Annotated in this window: 16 protein-coding genes; 3 read left to right on the top strand and 13 right to left on the bottom strand. The window is 45.5% G+C overall.

Going from position 1 to position 16,432, the window contains the following annotated elements; all coding sequences use genetic code 11:
- Positions 1-6 precede the first annotated feature (6 nt).
- From ybgF to LSG34_RS12770, 13 genes are all read right to left on the bottom strand, one after another.
- Positions 7-864 (bottom strand): tol-pal system protein YbgF, encoded by an 858-nt coding sequence (gene ybgF, locus LSG34_RS12830; protein ID WP_233009498.1) that lies wholly within the window; start codon positions 862-864, stop codon positions 7-9.
- A 21-nt stretch (positions 865-885) separates the two neighbouring features.
- Positions 886-1,392 carry a peptidoglycan-associated lipoprotein Pal gene (gene pal / locus LSG34_RS12825; RefSeq protein WP_046520642.1) on the bottom strand — a complete coding sequence of 169 codons (507 nt, stop codon included), beginning with the start codon at positions 1,390-1,392 and terminating at the stop codon, positions 886-888.
- A 42-nt stretch (positions 1,393-1,434) separates the two neighbouring features.
- On the bottom strand, positions 1,435-2,784 hold the full coding sequence (gene tolB, locus LSG34_RS12820) for a Tol-Pal system beta propeller repeat protein TolB (RefSeq protein WP_233009497.1): 1,350 nt from the start codon (positions 2,782-2,784) through the stop codon (positions 1,435-1,437).
- Between the two features lie 4 nt (positions 2,785-2,788).
- Positions 2,789-3,694: a cell envelope integrity protein TolA gene (gene tolA / locus LSG34_RS12815; RefSeq protein ID WP_233009496.1), complete on the bottom strand. Its 906-nt coding sequence runs from the start codon at positions 3,692-3,694 to the stop codon at positions 2,789-2,791.
- A gap of 1 nt (position 3,695) precedes the next feature.
- On the bottom strand, positions 3,696-4,127 hold the full coding sequence (gene tolR / locus LSG34_RS12810; protein WP_233009495.1) for a protein TolR: 432 nt from the start codon (positions 4,125-4,127) through the stop codon (positions 3,696-3,698).
- Positions 4,127-4,747 carry a protein TolQ gene (gene tolQ / locus LSG34_RS12805; protein ID WP_269822887.1) on the bottom strand — a complete coding sequence of 207 codons (621 nt, stop codon included), beginning with the start codon at positions 4,745-4,747 and terminating at the stop codon, positions 4,127-4,129. Before tolQ ends, tolR begins: the two co-directional genes overlap by 1 nt.
- Before the next feature lie 37 nt (positions 4,748-4,784).
- Positions 4,785-5,210: a tol-pal system-associated acyl-CoA thioesterase gene (ybgC, locus tag LSG34_RS12800; protein ID WP_324078994.1), complete on the bottom strand. Its 426-nt coding sequence runs from the start codon at positions 5,208-5,210 to the stop codon at positions 4,785-4,787.
- A gap of 715 nt (positions 5,211-5,925) precedes the next feature.
- Positions 5,926-6,936 carry a Holliday junction branch migration DNA helicase RuvB gene (ruvB, locus tag LSG34_RS12795; protein WP_233009493.1) on the bottom strand — a complete coding sequence of 337 codons (1,011 nt, stop codon included), beginning with the start codon at positions 6,934-6,936 and terminating at the stop codon, positions 5,926-5,928.
- Between the two features lie 23 nt (positions 6,937-6,959).
- The gene (gene ruvA, locus LSG34_RS12790; RefSeq protein WP_127024496.1) at positions 6,960-7,583 is read right to left on the bottom strand and encodes a Holliday junction branch migration protein RuvA; all 624 of its coding nucleotides are present in this window, start codon (positions 7,581-7,583) and stop codon (positions 6,960-6,962) included.
- A gap of 27 nt (positions 7,584-7,610) precedes the next feature.
- The gene (gene ruvC / locus LSG34_RS12785) at positions 7,611-8,132 is read right to left on the bottom strand and encodes a crossover junction endodeoxyribonuclease RuvC (protein WP_046520634.1); all 522 of its coding nucleotides are present in this window, start codon (positions 8,130-8,132) and stop codon (positions 7,611-7,613) included.
- Positions 8,132-8,872 carry a YebC/PmpR family DNA-binding transcriptional regulator gene (locus tag LSG34_RS12780; RefSeq protein WP_233009492.1) on the bottom strand — a complete coding sequence of 247 codons (741 nt, stop codon included), beginning with the start codon at positions 8,870-8,872 and terminating at the stop codon, positions 8,132-8,134. Before LSG34_RS12780 ends, ruvC begins: the two co-directional genes overlap by 1 nt.
- 103 nt (positions 8,873-8,975) lie before the next feature.
- Positions 8,976-10,751, bottom strand: coding sequence for an aspartate--tRNA ligase (gene aspS, locus LSG34_RS12775; protein ID WP_233009491.1), 1,776 nt, complete (start codon positions 10,749-10,751; stop codon positions 8,976-8,978).
- A gap of 152 nt (positions 10,752-10,903) precedes the next feature.
- Positions 10,904-13,723: a transporter substrate-binding domain-containing protein gene (locus LSG34_RS12770; protein ID WP_233009490.1), complete on the bottom strand. Its 2,820-nt coding sequence runs from the start codon at positions 13,721-13,723 to the stop codon at positions 10,904-10,906.
- Between the two features lie 96 nt (positions 13,724-13,819).
- On the opposite strand from LSG34_RS12770, the gene LSG34_RS12765 reads away from it, so the two are divergent.
- The 3 genes from LSG34_RS12765 (at position 13,820) to cmoB (ending at position 16,426) form a co-directional block, all read left to right on the top strand.
- On the top strand, positions 13,820-14,659 hold the full coding sequence (locus tag LSG34_RS12765) for a DUF72 domain-containing protein (RefSeq protein WP_233009489.1): 840 nt from the start codon (positions 13,820-13,822) through the stop codon (positions 14,657-14,659).
- A 64-nt stretch (positions 14,660-14,723) separates the two neighbouring features.
- Positions 14,724-15,464, top strand: coding sequence for a carboxy-S-adenosyl-L-methionine synthase CmoA (gene cmoA / locus LSG34_RS12760; protein ID WP_233009488.1), 741 nt, complete (start codon positions 14,724-14,726; stop codon positions 15,462-15,464).
- Complete coding sequence (gene cmoB, locus LSG34_RS12755; protein WP_233009487.1) at positions 15,461-16,426, top strand: tRNA 5-methoxyuridine(34)/uridine 5-oxyacetic acid(34) synthase CmoB; 966 nt, start codon at positions 15,461-15,463, stop codon at positions 16,424-16,426. The genes cmoA and cmoB overlap by 4 nt, the downstream gene beginning before the upstream one ends.
- The last annotated feature ends 6 nt before the right edge of the window (positions 16,427-16,432 follow it).

The following is a 16,432-nucleotide window of genomic DNA, read 5'->3' as shown; positions in this document are numbered from 1 at the left end:
AATCGCTTACAGAGTCTCTAGCTTAGCCTTTGCTGCTTTTGCAGGTTTAGCTTGTGGGTATTTGCTGACTAAAAGCTGATAAAACTGCTTAGCTGCAGCTGTATCGCCTTCTCGTTCTGCCAGTTGACCCAATTTAGATAAAGAATCAGCAGCTTTTGCTGACTGCGGATACTGAGCAACCACACGTTCAAACTGAGCTTTGGCTTTCAACAGTTCGTTTTTGGTAAAAAATAACTGGCCTAACCAATAGTAAGAGTTTGGTGCGTAGCTGGAATCCGGGTAAGTACGGACAAAATTTTCAAATGCAGGGATAGCTGCATCGTAGGCGCGATCTTTCAGCACCAAATTCACCGCACTTTCATAAGCATCACTTTCCGACGGGCTGGAAGAGGCTTCAGCGCCCCCTGCATCTGTAGTTTCAGCAGCAGGATCAGCATTCACCACAGCAGCAGGATTGCCTATAGGCGCCTGTTCAGCTGATGTTGTTGGTGTGCTTGTTGGCTGTGTCGGAGTGGTTGGAGTTGAACCTGAACTGGCGCCTGCGCCCATTCTCCGGTCAATTTCCTGATAAATATTGCGTTGTTGCTGCAATATTTCTTCTAATTTGTAGGAATGCATCTCAGTGATGCCACGCAATTCAGACACTTCGTCTAACAATGCGGACACTTGCTGCTGCATAGCAACCTGAGCGTTGGCTCTGGCCTCAACAATACGTTCCAGCGCAGCTATACGATCAGCCGTGGATGCGTATTTTGGAGTCTGGATAGCGCCACCGCCAGCGCGGGACAGATCGGCTACAGGAGCCGGATCTGCCCACGAGGCAATGCTGATAACAGAAAGCGCAGTAACTAAAGATTTTTTCACTGCTTTGCTTCGTATCAGTTATTAGTAAACTAAAACAGCGCGACGGTTTTTAGAGAACGCGCTTTCGTCGTTACCTTCAACAGCTGGTTTCTCTTCGCCGTAGCTAACTACTGACATTTGGCCAGCAGCAACGCCCAGGTTAGCTAAGTACTGAGTCACAGCTTGACCGCGACGTTCGCCTAACGCGATGTTGTACTCTGGAGTACCACGAGCATCAGTGTGACCTTCAACAGTTACAGTGATGTTAGTGCGAGCGCGTAAGAAAGCAGCGTGAGCTTCCAGAACAGAAGCGAATTCTGAACGGATTGCTGACTGGTCGAAGTCGAAGTAAATAGTGTTGTCTTGACGCAGAGCTTCTAATTGCTGACGCAGCAATTCTTCAGCTGACAGGCCTTGTTCAACCACTTGGTTAGTGTTTGCACCAGTGTTTGCATCAGTAGCAGCTACTTCATCAGTTGAGCTACAAGCAGCTAAAGTTAACACTGGCACCGCAACTAACAAGCCTTTTAAAACTTTGTTTAAGTTCATAATTGTTGTCCTTAGTAAATCAATTAACCAAATTTTCGTTTTTTATAAAAATGGTGACCAAGCCGGAGATTTAACTCTGCCGTTTGCCGCCGGTAACCGTGCTTTAAAGCGCCCATCCATGGATACCAGTGCCAGTACTTGTGACGAACCGTACAAAGTACTATAAATTATCATTGAGCCATTCGGCGCAATGCTTGGTGACTCGTCCAGATAAGTGCGAGTCAACACCTGCAAATAGCGACTCTCAACATCCATGCGGGCGATATTATACTGGCCATTTGTTCTGTTGACCATAACAATACCACTACCATCTGGTGTATAAGAGGCAGCTAAATTCATTTCTCCCTCAAATGTTACCCTTTCAGTAACACCTGAAGCTACATTTACGCTATAAATTTGTGGATTACCACCACGTTCTGAACTAAAAATCAGTTTAGAACCATCTGGTGACCAGGACGGTTCAGTATCAATCCGTCTGTGGTTCGTCAATTTAGTCAGCGCTTTTGTTGCAATATCCATTACATAAACTTCTGCATTGCCATCTTTTGACAACACCATGGCCATTTTCCGGCCATCAGGTGACCACTTAGGCGCACCGTTAATACCTTTGAAACTGGTTAATATACTGCGACGGCCAGTATAAATATCTTGAATGTAAATTTGCGACTGACGTTTTTCGAAAGTCACATAAGCCAATTTAGTACCATCTGGTGACCAGGCCGGAGACATTAAAGGCTCTTTTGCTCTTAATAGTACCTGCTCATTTTCACCATCGTAATCAGCTACAACTAATTGATATTTAAAGTCTGCTTTGTCACGTACTAAGACATAGGCTATTTTAGTTAAAAAAGCACCACGTTCACCAGTTAATTTTTCATAGACTATGTCACTGATGCGGTGAGCATATTGTCTGAACTGATCGCCACTGATAGTCGTTTCACGCGCATCCAGGATATGGGTCAGGCCTGTAGTCAGTTGGCCACCGATAATAGCTGACGATGAACCACCGCCTGAAGCGCCTTTAAATACGTCGACTAATTCAAAACGCACAGCGTATCTGTTTACACCGACTTCACGGATAGTACCTGTAACAACGGCCTCAACACCTTGTTTCATCCAGCGCTGATAATCAATTTCTTTGCTGTTGGTTGGCTGCTGTGGCATACGGGTTGCAGCTATAGGGTTAAATTTACCGCTACGCATTAAATCCGCTGACACAATATCAGCAATACGTTGATTTGGCAGCGTATTGCCTTCAAATTTAAATGGCACTATAGCAACAGGGCGGGCACTGTCCACACCATCTGTGATGACAATCTCTAAACTGGCATACGATTTTGCACTTAGCACCAGCGCAAACGCCACCAGGCTTTTTCCTATCAACTTCAGCATATTGTTATCTCAGTTCCGGTTGTAAAATAGTTGTGATGTCTTTTAATGCGTCATACACATCAGGATCAGGTGACATAGGGAAGTTACCTGCCTTTTGTATTGCTCGCATCGCTGATTCACAAAGCGCTCTGTCTCCACCTAAGATAGTGCTGGCGGTAACAAAACCATTGCTGGCCAAACGAATATTTACCCGACACTCTTTGCCACGCATTGTATCGTCTACAAACCAATTTTGTTGGATTTTCGCAACAATCATCGCCAGGTAACGTTGCTTCTCGGTCAGGATCTGACCAGCCTTCGCTGCACGGCGTGCTTCTGCTTCCTCTTCCAACTGCTCAGCTAGCATTTCTTCTGCAGCTTCGCGTTCACGATTTTCTTTTTCGGCTTTGGCTTTTTCAGCTTTTTCTTTGGCTGCTTTCTCTTTAGCGGCCTTTTCTTTGGCTGCTTTTTCCTTTTTCTTCTTCTCTATCTCTTGCTGCTTTTTCTTTTCGTCGTCTTTCTTTTTCTTCTCAGCGGCAAGTTTTTGTTGTTTCTCTTTTTCTACAGCCTGTTTTTTCTTTTCTTCAACAGCTTTCTTTTCTGCTATTTCAGCTTCTCTTTTCTCTTGTTCCTGCTTTTTCAGGCGCTGCTCTTCAAGGCGTTTATCACGCTCTTCCTGCTGCTTTTTCTTTTCCAAATCTTTTTTGCGCTTTTCATCAGCTTTCTTTTTCTGCTGATTTTTTTCCTTCAGTTCATCAAACTGAGACTGGTCGACCGTAGTGGCGTTTAACGGCGCACTCAGGTCTCCAGCCATAGGTACCACTAAAATCTCTTCATTTTTAAAGAAATTAAAGTTAACAAACAGCAACACAGCTATAAAAACGTGTAAACCACCTGAGATGATCAGCGACTTCTTAAACGCTGGTTCCATCTTAGTTTTGCTCCACATCGTCAGTCATTAAACCAACGGAAGGGGCGCCCGCGTCTTTCAGCAGATTTAATAACTGGATAATAGCTGCATAGTTAACACGGCCATCACCTTTAATAATCACTTGAGTACCAGGCTCTAACTGCAGAGTACCCGCCACTTCCATTTGCATTTCCTGAGCATTAAAAGGGCCTTTATTCGAACCATCTTTCTCAAAATAATACAAACCACCTTCATCCACAGTTGCCACAAGCGGAGTTTTACCGTCTTTCATCTGCTCTATAGGTTCGGCATCTGATTTAGGTAATTCCACTTTAACGCCTTGCGTAATGATCGGCGTCGTGACCATAAAGATAATTAGCAGCACCAACATCACGTCGATATAAGGAACGACGTTGATCTCAGCCACCATACGGCGTTTTTTACGGACGTACATTAGTTGTTTTCTCCGCTGGCCATCGCCTGACGGTGCAGAATGTTAGCAAACTCTTCGACAAAGTTAGCGTACGCACTTTCCAGCATCTCTACTTTATGAGAAAACTTGTTGTACGCAATAACGGCCGGAATAGCAGCGAACAAACCTATAGCGGTCGCAATCAAAGCTTCTGCGATACCTGGCGCTACCATAGCTAAAGTCGCCTGTTGTACAGCACCTAAAGCGATAAAAGAATTCATGATCCCCCAGACTGTACCAAACAAACCGATATACGGGCTGATTGAGCCTACAGTGGCCAGAAATGGTAGATGAGTTTCCAGACGCTCCACTTCACGGGATAATCCAACACGCATAGCACGTTGAGTTCCTTCCATCACAGCACCTGACTGGCGACTACTTTTATGCAAGCGGGCAAATTCTTTGAACCCCGCCTTAAATAAAGCTTCCACACCTGTCACTGTCACTTTGGCGCTGACTTCGTTGTAAAGTTTTGACAGGTCAATGCCTGACCAAAACTTATCTTCAAACTGTTTGGTTTCTTCTACCGCTGTACTCAGCGCTTTATTGCGCTGAATGATCATGGCCCACGACATCACAGACATGCTCAGTAAAATCAGCATAACCAGCTGCACTACTACACTAGCGTGAAGAATTAAATCAAGAACTGATAGTCCGCCTGTCACCTGATAACACCCCTAAAACATCGCGAGGTATTGCACTCGCTTTCATTAATGATAGTTTTACGCAAGCAATACTAACCTGCGCTGAACAAAGCAATTGTGCATCTGCGTTGTAGATTTCCTGCCAAAATACCAGACTGGCCTTTTTTAGCTGCTTAATCTCACTTTTTACCAACAAAAGCTGGTTAAACCGTCCAGGCTTGTGGTTGTCCATCTGAACACTTTTCACCACAAAACCAATATCCTGACTTAACAATAGATCCTGCTCTATCCCTAAGCTTCGAAGCCATTCAGTCCTGGCTCTTTCAAAGAATTTCAGATAGTTAGCATAATATACTACGCCACCGGCATCAGTGTCTTCGTAATATACTCTGATTGGAAAATCAAATACCTGCGACATCATCTTATTTTGTCACCTAAATTGGCCGCTATGATATTGGAGGCCACAGCCGAACTCAACAGGGCGAACCTCGTCAGAGTTAAAAATATTTTGATTTCATGACATTCTGACGACTGCAAAAACCTATGGGTCAGATATTTATCAAAAGTTTCCTGTTCACGATAGAAGGGGAAAAATTAGCGATTAATGACCATTTTAACCAATCAGATAAATTTTGCTCAAAAAATAGTAATTCGGAGCAAATTTTAGCCCTGTTCAGCTACCCTTAATTTTCAAGGGTTAGCGATATATCAGTCACAAAACAAGATTAAAATTCACACAAAACCACTAATTATTCAGATTAAAAAAATTAATCTGAAATCTCAATTTTTCTAGTTTGAAGTAAATACACTAACTCCCTAAAATGCCCCCGTGTTCTGAGCTAGCGCAAAAGTTCCGGCCCTTGTGCCCTAACTTTAGTGATGAATACTGGTGATGTGATTATCTGTTCGAAGATGGTCATGTTGCTTCTCAACATGTTCCCTGGATTTTGAAGATTTACTTCAACTTGTTGCATTCGCCCGCTAATTTAGCGGGCTTTTTTTTATTCGCCACCATCCATGGCGCTCACCCTACGGGCCATCGTCGTTGCACTCCGATGTTCAAAAACGCTCCCAGCGTTTTTGTTAATCAGACCGTGGCATTTCTCGGGAAATGACTCAGCGCATCACACGGAACCTCAATTAGATTCAGGCAAATCAAAACCAAAGTGTTTGTAGGCTGCAGGGGAAACTATTCGGCCTCGTGGTGTGCGTTGGATAAAACCTTGCTGAATTAAAAAAGGCTCTATCACATCTTCGATAGTTTCTTTTTCTTCGCCTATAGCTGCAGCCAGGTTATCCAGCCCTACAGGACCACCTCCGAATTTCTCAATGATGCTCAGCATTAACTTGCGATCCATATAGTCAAAACCACTGGCGTCCACGTCGACCATATGCAAAGCGGCTGAGGCTATTTCCACAGGCACCAGACCACTGGATTTTACCTGGGCATAATCACGCACCCGTCTTAAAAGACGGTTAGCGATACGTGGCGTGCCACGGGAGCGGCGTGCGATCTCAGTCGCTGCAGGCAGCTCAAGCTCTAAATTCAGATAATGGGCAGAGCGTAAAATGATTTGCGCCAGCTCATCCACTTTATAAAACTCCAGACGCTGCACTATGCCAAAGCGATCACGCAGTGGTGAAGTTAAAGCACCCGCTCTGGTGGTGGCGCCTATTAAGGTAAAAGGCGGTAATTCAAGTTTGATAGAACGGGCGGCAGGCCCCTCACCTATCATGATATCCAGCTGATAGTCTTCCATAGCGGGATACAAAATCTCTTCCACTACTGGGCTTAAGCGGTGGATTTCATCGATAAAAAGCACATCATTGGGTTCGAGATTAGTAAGAAGCGCCGCTAAATCACCAGCTTTCTCCAGCACAGGGCCTGAGGTGTTTTTAATATTCACCCCCATTTCATTGGCGACCACCATAGCTAGCGTGGTTTTACCTAAACCCGGCGGGCCGAATATCAGTAAATGATCCAAAGGCTCGCCACGACCGCGGGCTGCTTCGATAAAAATCGCCATTTGCTCTTTGACATGAGACTGACCTGTGTAATCCGCCAGAGACTTAGGCCGGATGGCACGGTCAATCAGCTCGTCTTCACGACTGGCTTTGGTATCGATCAGACGATCGGCTTCTATCATGAGTATTCCTGCATAAATCTGGTTTAAATCATACTGCGCAGCGCGAGTTTGATCAGCTGCTCGCTGCTCATATCGGCTTGTTTAATTTTTTGCACTGCTTTGCTGGCTTGTAACTGACTATACCCCAAAGCCACTAACGCACTGATCGCATCCTGTTCGGCACTTTCTACCAATTCAAACGAATCCACTTCATCGCCGGCAAGCACTAAATGATCGGTGACAGGAGTGCTGATATTCAGCCCCCAGTCTTTTAAGCGGTCACGCATTTCAATCAGTAAACGCTCAGCCGTTTTTTTACCTACACCAGGCAATTTCACTAGCGTGCTAATATCGTCGTGTTGTACACAACGAACAAACTGCTGGGCTGACAGACCGGATAAGATAGTAAGAGCTAACTTAGGCCCTATGCCATTGGCTTTAATCAGTTGGCGAAACAAAGCCCGCTCTGTGCTGGTGTGAAAACCATATAAAAGCTGTGCATCTTCACGCACCACAAAGTGGGTATAGATCACAGCTTCTTTGCCAACCTCAGGCAATTTATAAAAACTGGTTAAAGGCAGCTGTACTTCGTACCCCACACCAGCCACATCAATGAGTAAATCCGGCGCCTGCTTTTCTAAAATAACACCACGTAATAATCCAATCATTGTATCGATGTCCGGAATAGAGAAAAATCAGCGCAGTCGACCACGCACTGTTTTGGTGGCCTGCCCTGCCATATGCAATAAACTTTGGTGAGTATGCCCGTGACACATAGCCACGGCAAGGGCATCGGCAGCATCGGCTTGCGGATTGCCAGGCAATTTCAGTAAGGTGCGGATCATATGCTGCACCTGAGTTTTGTCAGCAGCGCCTGTACCCACCACAGCCTGTTTAACCTGACGGGCTGAGTATTCAAACACTTCAAGACCCGCATTTTTTGCAGCCACTATAGCAGCGCCACGGGCTTGCCCGAGTTTTAAAGCAGAGTCTGGGTTTCGTGCCATAAACACCTGCTCTATTGCAAAGACATCGGGCTGGGTTTGCTGAATGATTTCGCTGACCCCATCAAAAATTTGTTTTAACCGATCAGGTATATCATTTAGCGTTAAGCGGATACAGCCACTGGCGATGTATTCGAATTTCTGCCCTGTCTGGCGTACCACCCCGTAACCCGTTAAACGGCTGCCGGGGTCAATACCAAGGATAATAGCCATTAAGGCACTAACGCCATCACGTCATCCGCAATGTCAGCATTGTGGTAGACGTTTTGCACATCGTCGAAATCTTCCAGCATGTCAATGAGTTTAAAAAACTTCACCACATGCTCTGCGTCCACCTCAGCTTTGACAGAAGGCACCATGGTAATTTCAGCGTCGTCCGCCACTAACTTTGCGGCCTCTAAGGCTTCACGTACATCGTTAAAACTATCTGGGCTGGTGATGACTTCAATGCTGCCATCCTCATGACTAACCACATCTTCAGCACCAGCTTCAAGGGCTATGTCCAGCACCTGATCTTCAGATAAACCAGGTGCAAAAGAGATGATGCCTTTTTTGCTGAATAAATAGCTGACAGAACCTGCAGTGCCCATATTGCCATATTTGGTGAAAGCGCTACGAACATCCGCCACTGTACGTTTATGGTTGTCGGTCAGGGTTTCTACCACTATAGCGACACCACAAGGGCCGTAGCCTTCATACACCAGCTCTTCATAATTGCTGCCATCCTGCTCACCGGCACCCCGTTTAATAGCACGGTCTATCGCATCCCGGGTCATATTATTCAGAAGTGCTTTGGCTACTGCTGTACGTAAACGTGGGTTGGCATCGACGTCAGGGCTGATACGGGCTGACACTGTCAGCTCACGAATAAGTTTGGTAAAAATCTTGACCCGCTTGGCATCCTGACGAGCCTTGCGGTGCTTCATGTTAGCCCATTTACTATGACCAGCCATGTGCATACTCCATGAAAAAAGAAGCGGCTAAAGCCGCTTCCTGATAGTTAAATATCATTAAAACACCAGAACACCGTTGCTTCGACAGTTCGAAACAGAGTTCTTACTGTTTTTTCACGACCTGAATACCCAGCTCGGCCAGTTGAGCCGGATTGGCTTCGCCTGGTGCATCAGTCAGAGGACAAGCTGCAGTGGCTGTTTTTGGGAATGCCATCACATCACGAATAGAAGTAGCCCCTGTCATCAACATCACCAGACGGTCTAAACCAAAAGCTAAACCTGCATGTGGCGGCGCGCCATAACGTAAGGCTTCCAGTAAGAAACCAAATTTCTCAGCGGCTTCTTCGTCACTGATCCCCAGTAACTGAAATACTTTGGCCTGCACATCCGGGGTGTGGATACGTACTGAACCACCACCTAACTCAGTACCATTGAGTACCATGTCGTAGGCGTTGGATAACAGCGCTCTGTGATCCAGTTTATCCATTTCGGTGGCCAAAAACTCAGCCGTGTCCAAAGGTGAGGTAAACGGATGGTGTACAGCAGAGAAACTGCCATCATCGTTTTCTTCAAACATTGGGAAGTCCACAACCCACAATGGTTTCCAGCCCTGCACTGTTAAGCCTAAATCTTCACCTAACTTCAGACGCAACGCGCCCATAGCTTCACAGACCACTTTGTAGCTGTCAGCACCAAAGAAAATTAAATCGCCTGTAGTGGCCTGAGTGCGGCTTAAAATTTCGCTGATAATTTCAGGTGTTAAAAACTTGGCAACAGGAGACTGAATGCCCTCAGCGCCGGCATTAATATCATTTACTTTTAACCAGGCCAGACCTTTAGCGCCGTAAATGCCAACAAAAGCTGTGTAATTGTCGATGTCTTTACGCGACACTTTTTCAGCAGCACCTGGTACTTTTAACGCAACAACACGGCCTTTGTTGTCGTTGGCAGGACCTGAGAATACTTTAAATTCTACGTCTTTTACTAAGTCAGCGACATCAACAAACTGCATTGGGTTACGCAGGTCTGGTTTGTCTGAGCCATATAAACGCATGGCTTCGTTATAAGTCATACGTGGCATTTTACCCAAATCGACATTCAAAAGCTCAAGGAACATCTGATGCACCATCTGCTCTGTGACTTCCATCACTTGCTCTGAGGTCATGAACGACGTTTCGATATCAATCTGAGTAAATTCCGGCTGGCGGTCAGCACGTAAATCTTCGTCACGGAAACATTTAACGATTTGGTAATAGCGGTCCAGGCCAGCCATCATCAGCAATTGTTTAAACAGCTGAGGTGATTGTGGCAAAGCGAAAAACTGACCTTTGTGTGTGCGGCTTGGCACTAAATAGTCACGGGCACCTTCTGGAGTGGCTTTGGTCAGAATCGGCGTTTCAACGTCTAAAAAGCCTTGACTGTCCATAAAGTTACGTACAAAGCTGGTCACTTTAGCGCGGAACTTTAAACGGTCGCTCATCAAAGGACGGCGTAAATCAATATAACGGTATTTTAAGCGTTGCTCTTCACTGTTGTTCTGGTTTGGATCCAGTGGAATAGGCGCTGATTTATTCAGGATCGTCAGGCTGGAGGCATAAACTTCCACTTCACCTGTAGCCATCTCGCTATTAATTTGAGATTCAGGACGGGCACGCACAGTACCAGTTAATTGCACACAATATTCATTGCGTAAATCGGCAGCCTGAGTGAATAAGTCAGTGAGTTCAGGATCAAAAAATACCTGAACCAGGCCTTCGCGGTCGCGCAGGTCAATAAAAATCAAACCACCTAAATCACGACGGCGGTTAACCCAACCACATAATGAAACCTGTTGACCAATGTTTTCTGCCTTTAATGAACCGCAATAATGGCTACGCATTAACTTATCCTTTCAGTCGAACTGTAATCTGCCTGCGAAAATGAGCGCTAATTATATAGAAAAGACGATTAATGTCACTGCCCTTAGAGCCTGTTGATGTTCCGATGTCGAATTTTATTTGCCGGAGCAGTGCGTTACTTGCCAAATGAGGACTAGCGACTGAACCTATATTGGCTTTTGCCTTGCTGTTTCACCTGATACATCAACTTGTCGGCAGACTTTAATAAAGTTGCCGCATCTGTACCATCATGCGGGTATATGGCAATACCTATACTGGCTCCAACTGTAGCCTGACAGGCAGACAACATCAGCGGTTCTTGCAGATAAAGTAAAATCTTTTCAGCCACTATGGCTGCATCATCTCTGTCGACCAACCCTGTTAATAAAATAACAAACTCGTCACCGCCAAAACGGGCCACAGTATCGGTTTTTCTGACACAATGACTTAACAAAGCCGACAACTTCACCAGCATTTCATCGCCCAGATCATGGCCATGTTGGTCATTCACCTGCTTAAAACCGTCTAAATCAATAAACATCAAGGCTAACATTTCGTTATGACGGGCGTGCTGATGCAATGCCGTTTGCAGACGTTCAATCAGCAAGCTGCGGTTTGGTAGCTGAGTTAAATCATCGTGCCCCGCCATAAATCGCATCTTTTCTTCCACTTTACGGCGCAGATTGACTTCACGACGCAACGAAAAGTTCCAGATCAAAAAGCCAATGATCACAACCAGAGACAAACCTGCGATTTGTAGCACCAGGGTAAAAACTCTATTCTGATCAAGCCCTTGTTTAATCTCCAGATTCAACCACTTATCCTGCAGGTTTTTCCTGTCAGTATCGTTAATGGTTTTGATGCCTTTATTGAGGATCACTAATAATTCCGGCAAATCTTTATGCACGCCAAAATAAGAGGGATACACAGGTAAATCTGTTGGTAAATAAGCACGCAAATTGACATAACGTGGGTCACGCATTGCTATACCTGAGGCCACCACAGTATCCAACACAAAGTCCGCCCTGCCAGCCACCACCATTTCCAGACCCTGGTTTAAGCTGTCGACTTCTATCACCTGGTGCTGCGGAAAATCTTTTTTTAACTGTTTTACAAACTGATATTCACGCATGATGGCAATACGCTGAGCTGGCATCAGAGCCACTTTGGCGGCAAATTCAGCATCATGTTTGCCTATCATAATCCACTGTAAAGTCCAGTAATCCAGACTAAAAAAACTGAAACTGCGTCGCTCTGGTAAGTCAGAAATATTTGCCACCATCTGCAACTTCCCGCTTTTATAATCTTGCAGCAGCAGATCCCAGTCGTTGTAAGGTGTCGGAACAAACTGTACATCTAATCGTTGATTCAACAATTTCAGTACGTCCGCGGTAATACCCTGAGCTTCACCTTTGTCATCCACAAACTCCACAGGACGCCAATCGCTCATGACGCCAACACGGATCTGCTGATGCTGATTTAACCACTGCCGCTCAGCTGTAGTTAATGGCACTTTGTCACGGAAGGTCTGAAAATAAGCCCCGGCCTCTTTACTTAGCCAACGGTTTTCAATCCTGACCATTTCATCCAGACTGATTTGAGAAAATCCTTGTTGGATATTTTGATACAAATCATCTTCGCCGGTGCGGATCAATGAATACACCGCCGATTCATAACGAATGCCGGGAAATAATTTAAAACTACCCTGACTACTGCTTTGCACCAAACGCTCCCGTGTGATGACATCGGAAGCTAAAAAACCAGTCAGCTGCTTTTTTAATACAGCTTCAATCATCTGGTCCACAGTAGCAAAAACTTTGATTTTTGCGTCCGGAAACTGCTGCTGTAACTGCGGACGGAAGCTGGCTGTGTGCAACAAGCCCAAAGTGGCATTTTTCAGTTGAGCTGGGTCTGTCAGGTCTGACGCGCTGTCATAGAACAGCGAGGAATAAATGTTATATAAATGATAAGCAGGCTTTAAACCTGCAAACTTTTCGGCGTTTTCGACCTGCGCCATTTGTACGTCAATACGGCCTTTGCGTAAATAAGCTAAGGAGTCTTCAGACTGATTAGGCACGAAGCTCACTGCTATGCCGGTTTTCTTCGACCATAAACGCCATAAATCAACAAAAATTCCCTGCACATCCCCAATAGAACTGACATGCATATAAGGCTGATTTCCGATCGAAACCCCAATTAATAAGGTATCAGGATCGGTATCTACACTAAGCCACTGCCGTTCCAACTGATCTCTGAAAGCCAGCTCAACCTCAGCTGTAGCTTTTACTAAGGCCTGTAACAGCAGCGGTTGATCCTTCCTGACAGCAAAAGTCAGTTCAATTTTCCGTACCGGCACTTTTTTATAGACCGGGTACATAGCCATCAGTTGTGAGTAGTCAGCGTAACGGGGAGGTAATCTGTCCAGTCCGGTAAAGGCCTTAATTTCGCCCCTTAATGCCGAGTCGTACATCTGCGAGACTGACGAATAGCGTTTTAGCACCAGGTCGGCTTGTTGCTGTGTCAGGCTATCAATATGGGTTGATCGCTCAACCACTCCCACCAGATGAGGCTTTAAGTCAGATAAATTATGTACTCCGGTTAAATCACGATGCACAAACACATTGCTGAAGATATCCAGATAGCTCTGGCCTAACAGATACTGCTGTTCACGATCAGCGGTACGGCCAAGGCCACCATGTAAATCGATGGCACCGGAATCCAGCATGCTTAACGTATCTGCCCAGTCTGCCGCAATAAATTCGACCTCCACACCTGCTTTTCTGGCAACTTCCCGCCAATAGTCCACGACCAGGCCGGAGGACTGTCCCTGCTCGTCAATGAACATATAAGGATAGGTATCGCTGGAGATGCCTATTTTAAGCGATGCAGGAAGGGGACTGACGGCTACAGAGTTTTGAGCCTGAGCAGTACAGCCTATAAGTAATACAAACAACAGAATCAGCTTTTTAATCATGTTCAGGACAGTGATCTTTACCTTGGGTTAAGATGTCGAATACAGCGATAATACGCAACTCATTTATAACAGTACTTTTGACAACGGAAATCGCAGATGCTTTATCTTGGCTGCCCGGTCTGGGCTAATCCTCAGTGGAAAAACCTGATATTTAACAGCAAACTGGAGCCTTCCGAGTTTCTTGCTAACTATAGTCGGTATTTCAACTCTGTAGAGGGTAATACCAGTTTTTATGCCGACCCATCGGCGCAAACTGTGGCACGTTGGGCGGAGCAAAGCAGCGAAAACTTTCGTTTTACCTTAAAAGTACCTAAGCGTTTAAGTCATCAATTCCAGCAGTTTCAAACGCAAGAACTTCAGCTTTGGCTTGATTTGATAGCACCACTTGCTGACAAACTCGCCCTGGTGCATTTGCAGTTGCCTGCCTTTTTTTCACCAGAGCATTTAAGCTGGCTGAAACAGATGCTTAACACTTTATGCTCATCCTTTGCTGTGGCTGTTGAAGTACGTCATCCGGTGTTTTTTGACAAAGCAGAGCATGAAATCACCTTAAACCGTTTATTACGTGACTTTGATGCAGAACGGGTGATATTTGACAGTAGGGCGTTATTTTCTGTGCCTGCCACTACTGCGGCTTTGCTGGATGCACAACGCAAGAAACCTTATTTACCTGTGCACGCCGTGGCTTTAACCAAGCAGCCTATGTTGCGTTTTGTCGGTACCGACGATATGGCCGTGAATCAGCATTATTATCAGCCCTGGTTGGGTAAAGTGAGGCAGTGGCTGGATGAAGGCAAAACCCCTTTTTGTTTTTTCCACAGCCCGGATAATTTAACTGCGCCCCAATTGGCCCGACAATTTGTGATGGATTTGGGTATTGAACACCCTATCCTTGCACCATGGCCACAAGATCAGACGCAACTGAGCTTGCTTTGATTTCGTCTTAAAGTTGAAATACGTTAAACTATCCGCCAATTACAGGTATGAAGTTGTTCCGCTGATGCAAAAAGATCATATTTACGCCGACCCTCTGGGCCATATTCAGGATTTTTGTTTTGACTCTGCCGTGGTGGATGTCTTTCCGGACATGATCCAACGCTCTGTGCCTGGCTATCAAACTATCATTCAAACCATAGGTAAACTGACCAGCCGTTTTCAGCAGGCCAACAGCAATTATTACGATTTGGGCTGCTCTTTGGGCGCCGCCAGTTTAGCCATGCGCCGCCAGATCACAGGACCAGGTTGTCAGTTGATTGGCGTCGACAACAGTGCCGCTATGGTGGAACGATGCACCAGCCACTTGCAGGCGTTTCGCTCTGATGTGCCAGCCACAGTATTACTGGCAGATATCCGTGATATTCCTATGGAAAACGCCGCTGTGGTGGTCAGTAATTTCACGTTGCAGTTTTTGGCTAAAGAAGACAGAGCCCGCCTGATTGAACGTATTTATAAAGCACTCAAGCCTGGTGGTATTTTTGTATTGTCAGAAAAAATTATCGAAACAGATGCCACAACCCATGAATTGCTGATTGATTTACACCATGACTTCAAACGCGCTAATGGCTATAGCGAGCTGGAGATCAGTCAAAAACGCACGGCTCTTGAAAATGTGATGCGCCCTGACAGCCTGGCCGAACATAAAGCCCGACTGTCCGCCGCAGGTTTTGAACATATCAGTTTATGGTTTCAGTGCTTTAACTTCTGCTCTATGGTGGCCATTAAAGCAGAGGCGCAGCGATGAGCCGTTTTCAGAATTTTTATCAGCAAATAGCAGGCAATAAACTAATGCACTGGCTGGAAACCCTACCCGCTCAATTAAAAAGCTGGGAGCAGGACGCTTTGCATGGTGACTTTAAGCAGTGGCAAAAAGTACTGGATCACTTACCTGTTGCAGCCAAAAGCTGTGTCGAATTAAAAACTAAAGTCGAATTTGGCCAGCCTGAAGACTTAAACCATGGTCAAAAACAACGGCTTGAAGTCTTGTTACGCCAGTTAATGCCATGGCGCAAAGGCCCTTTTACGTTACATGGGTTAAACATAGATACCGAATGGCGCTCAGACTGGAAATGGGACAGAGTTCTGCCTCATATCAGCCCGCTTAAACACAGAACAGTGCTGGATGTCGGCTGTGGCAGCGGTTATCACTTATGGCGCATGAAAGGCGAAGGCGCAGAATTTGTTGTAGGCATAGACCCTTCACAGCTGTTTTATTGCCAGTTTGAAGCTATTAAACATTTTAATCCTGATCCGACAGTGCATTTATTGCCGATCGGCATAGACGATATGCCGGAGCTAAAAGCTTTTGATACAGTGTTTTCTATGGGCGTGTTGTATCACCGTCGCTCCCCCATCGACTTTTTAGCTCAATTAAAACAACAACTGCGCCCTGGCGGCGAGCTGGTGTTGGAAACTTTGGTGATTGAAGGCGATGAGCAAACCGTATTAGTGCCTACTGATCGCTATGCAAAAATGCGTAATGTCTGGTTTATCCCAAGCACAGCAGCTTTGTTACTCTGGTTACAGCGGGTTGGCTTTAAAGACGCCAAAGTAGTGGATTTATCGGTGACCAGTCTGGATGAACAACGTAAAACCAGCTGGATGGAAAACGAAAGTCTGATTGATTTTCTTGACCCAACTGATCATAGTAAAACCATTGAAGGCTATCCGGCACCACTGCGTGCAGTGATAGTAGCTCAGGCTTAACATAAA

It is taken from the genome of Rheinheimera faecalis (assembly GCF_021290965.1).
In the GTDB taxonomy this organism is placed as follows: Bacteria; Pseudomonadota; Gammaproteobacteria; order Enterobacterales; family Alteromonadaceae; genus Pararheinheimera; species Pararheinheimera faecalis.
Note: the sequence above shows the minus strand (reverse complement) of the source record. Positions and strands in the feature narration are given on the sequence as shown.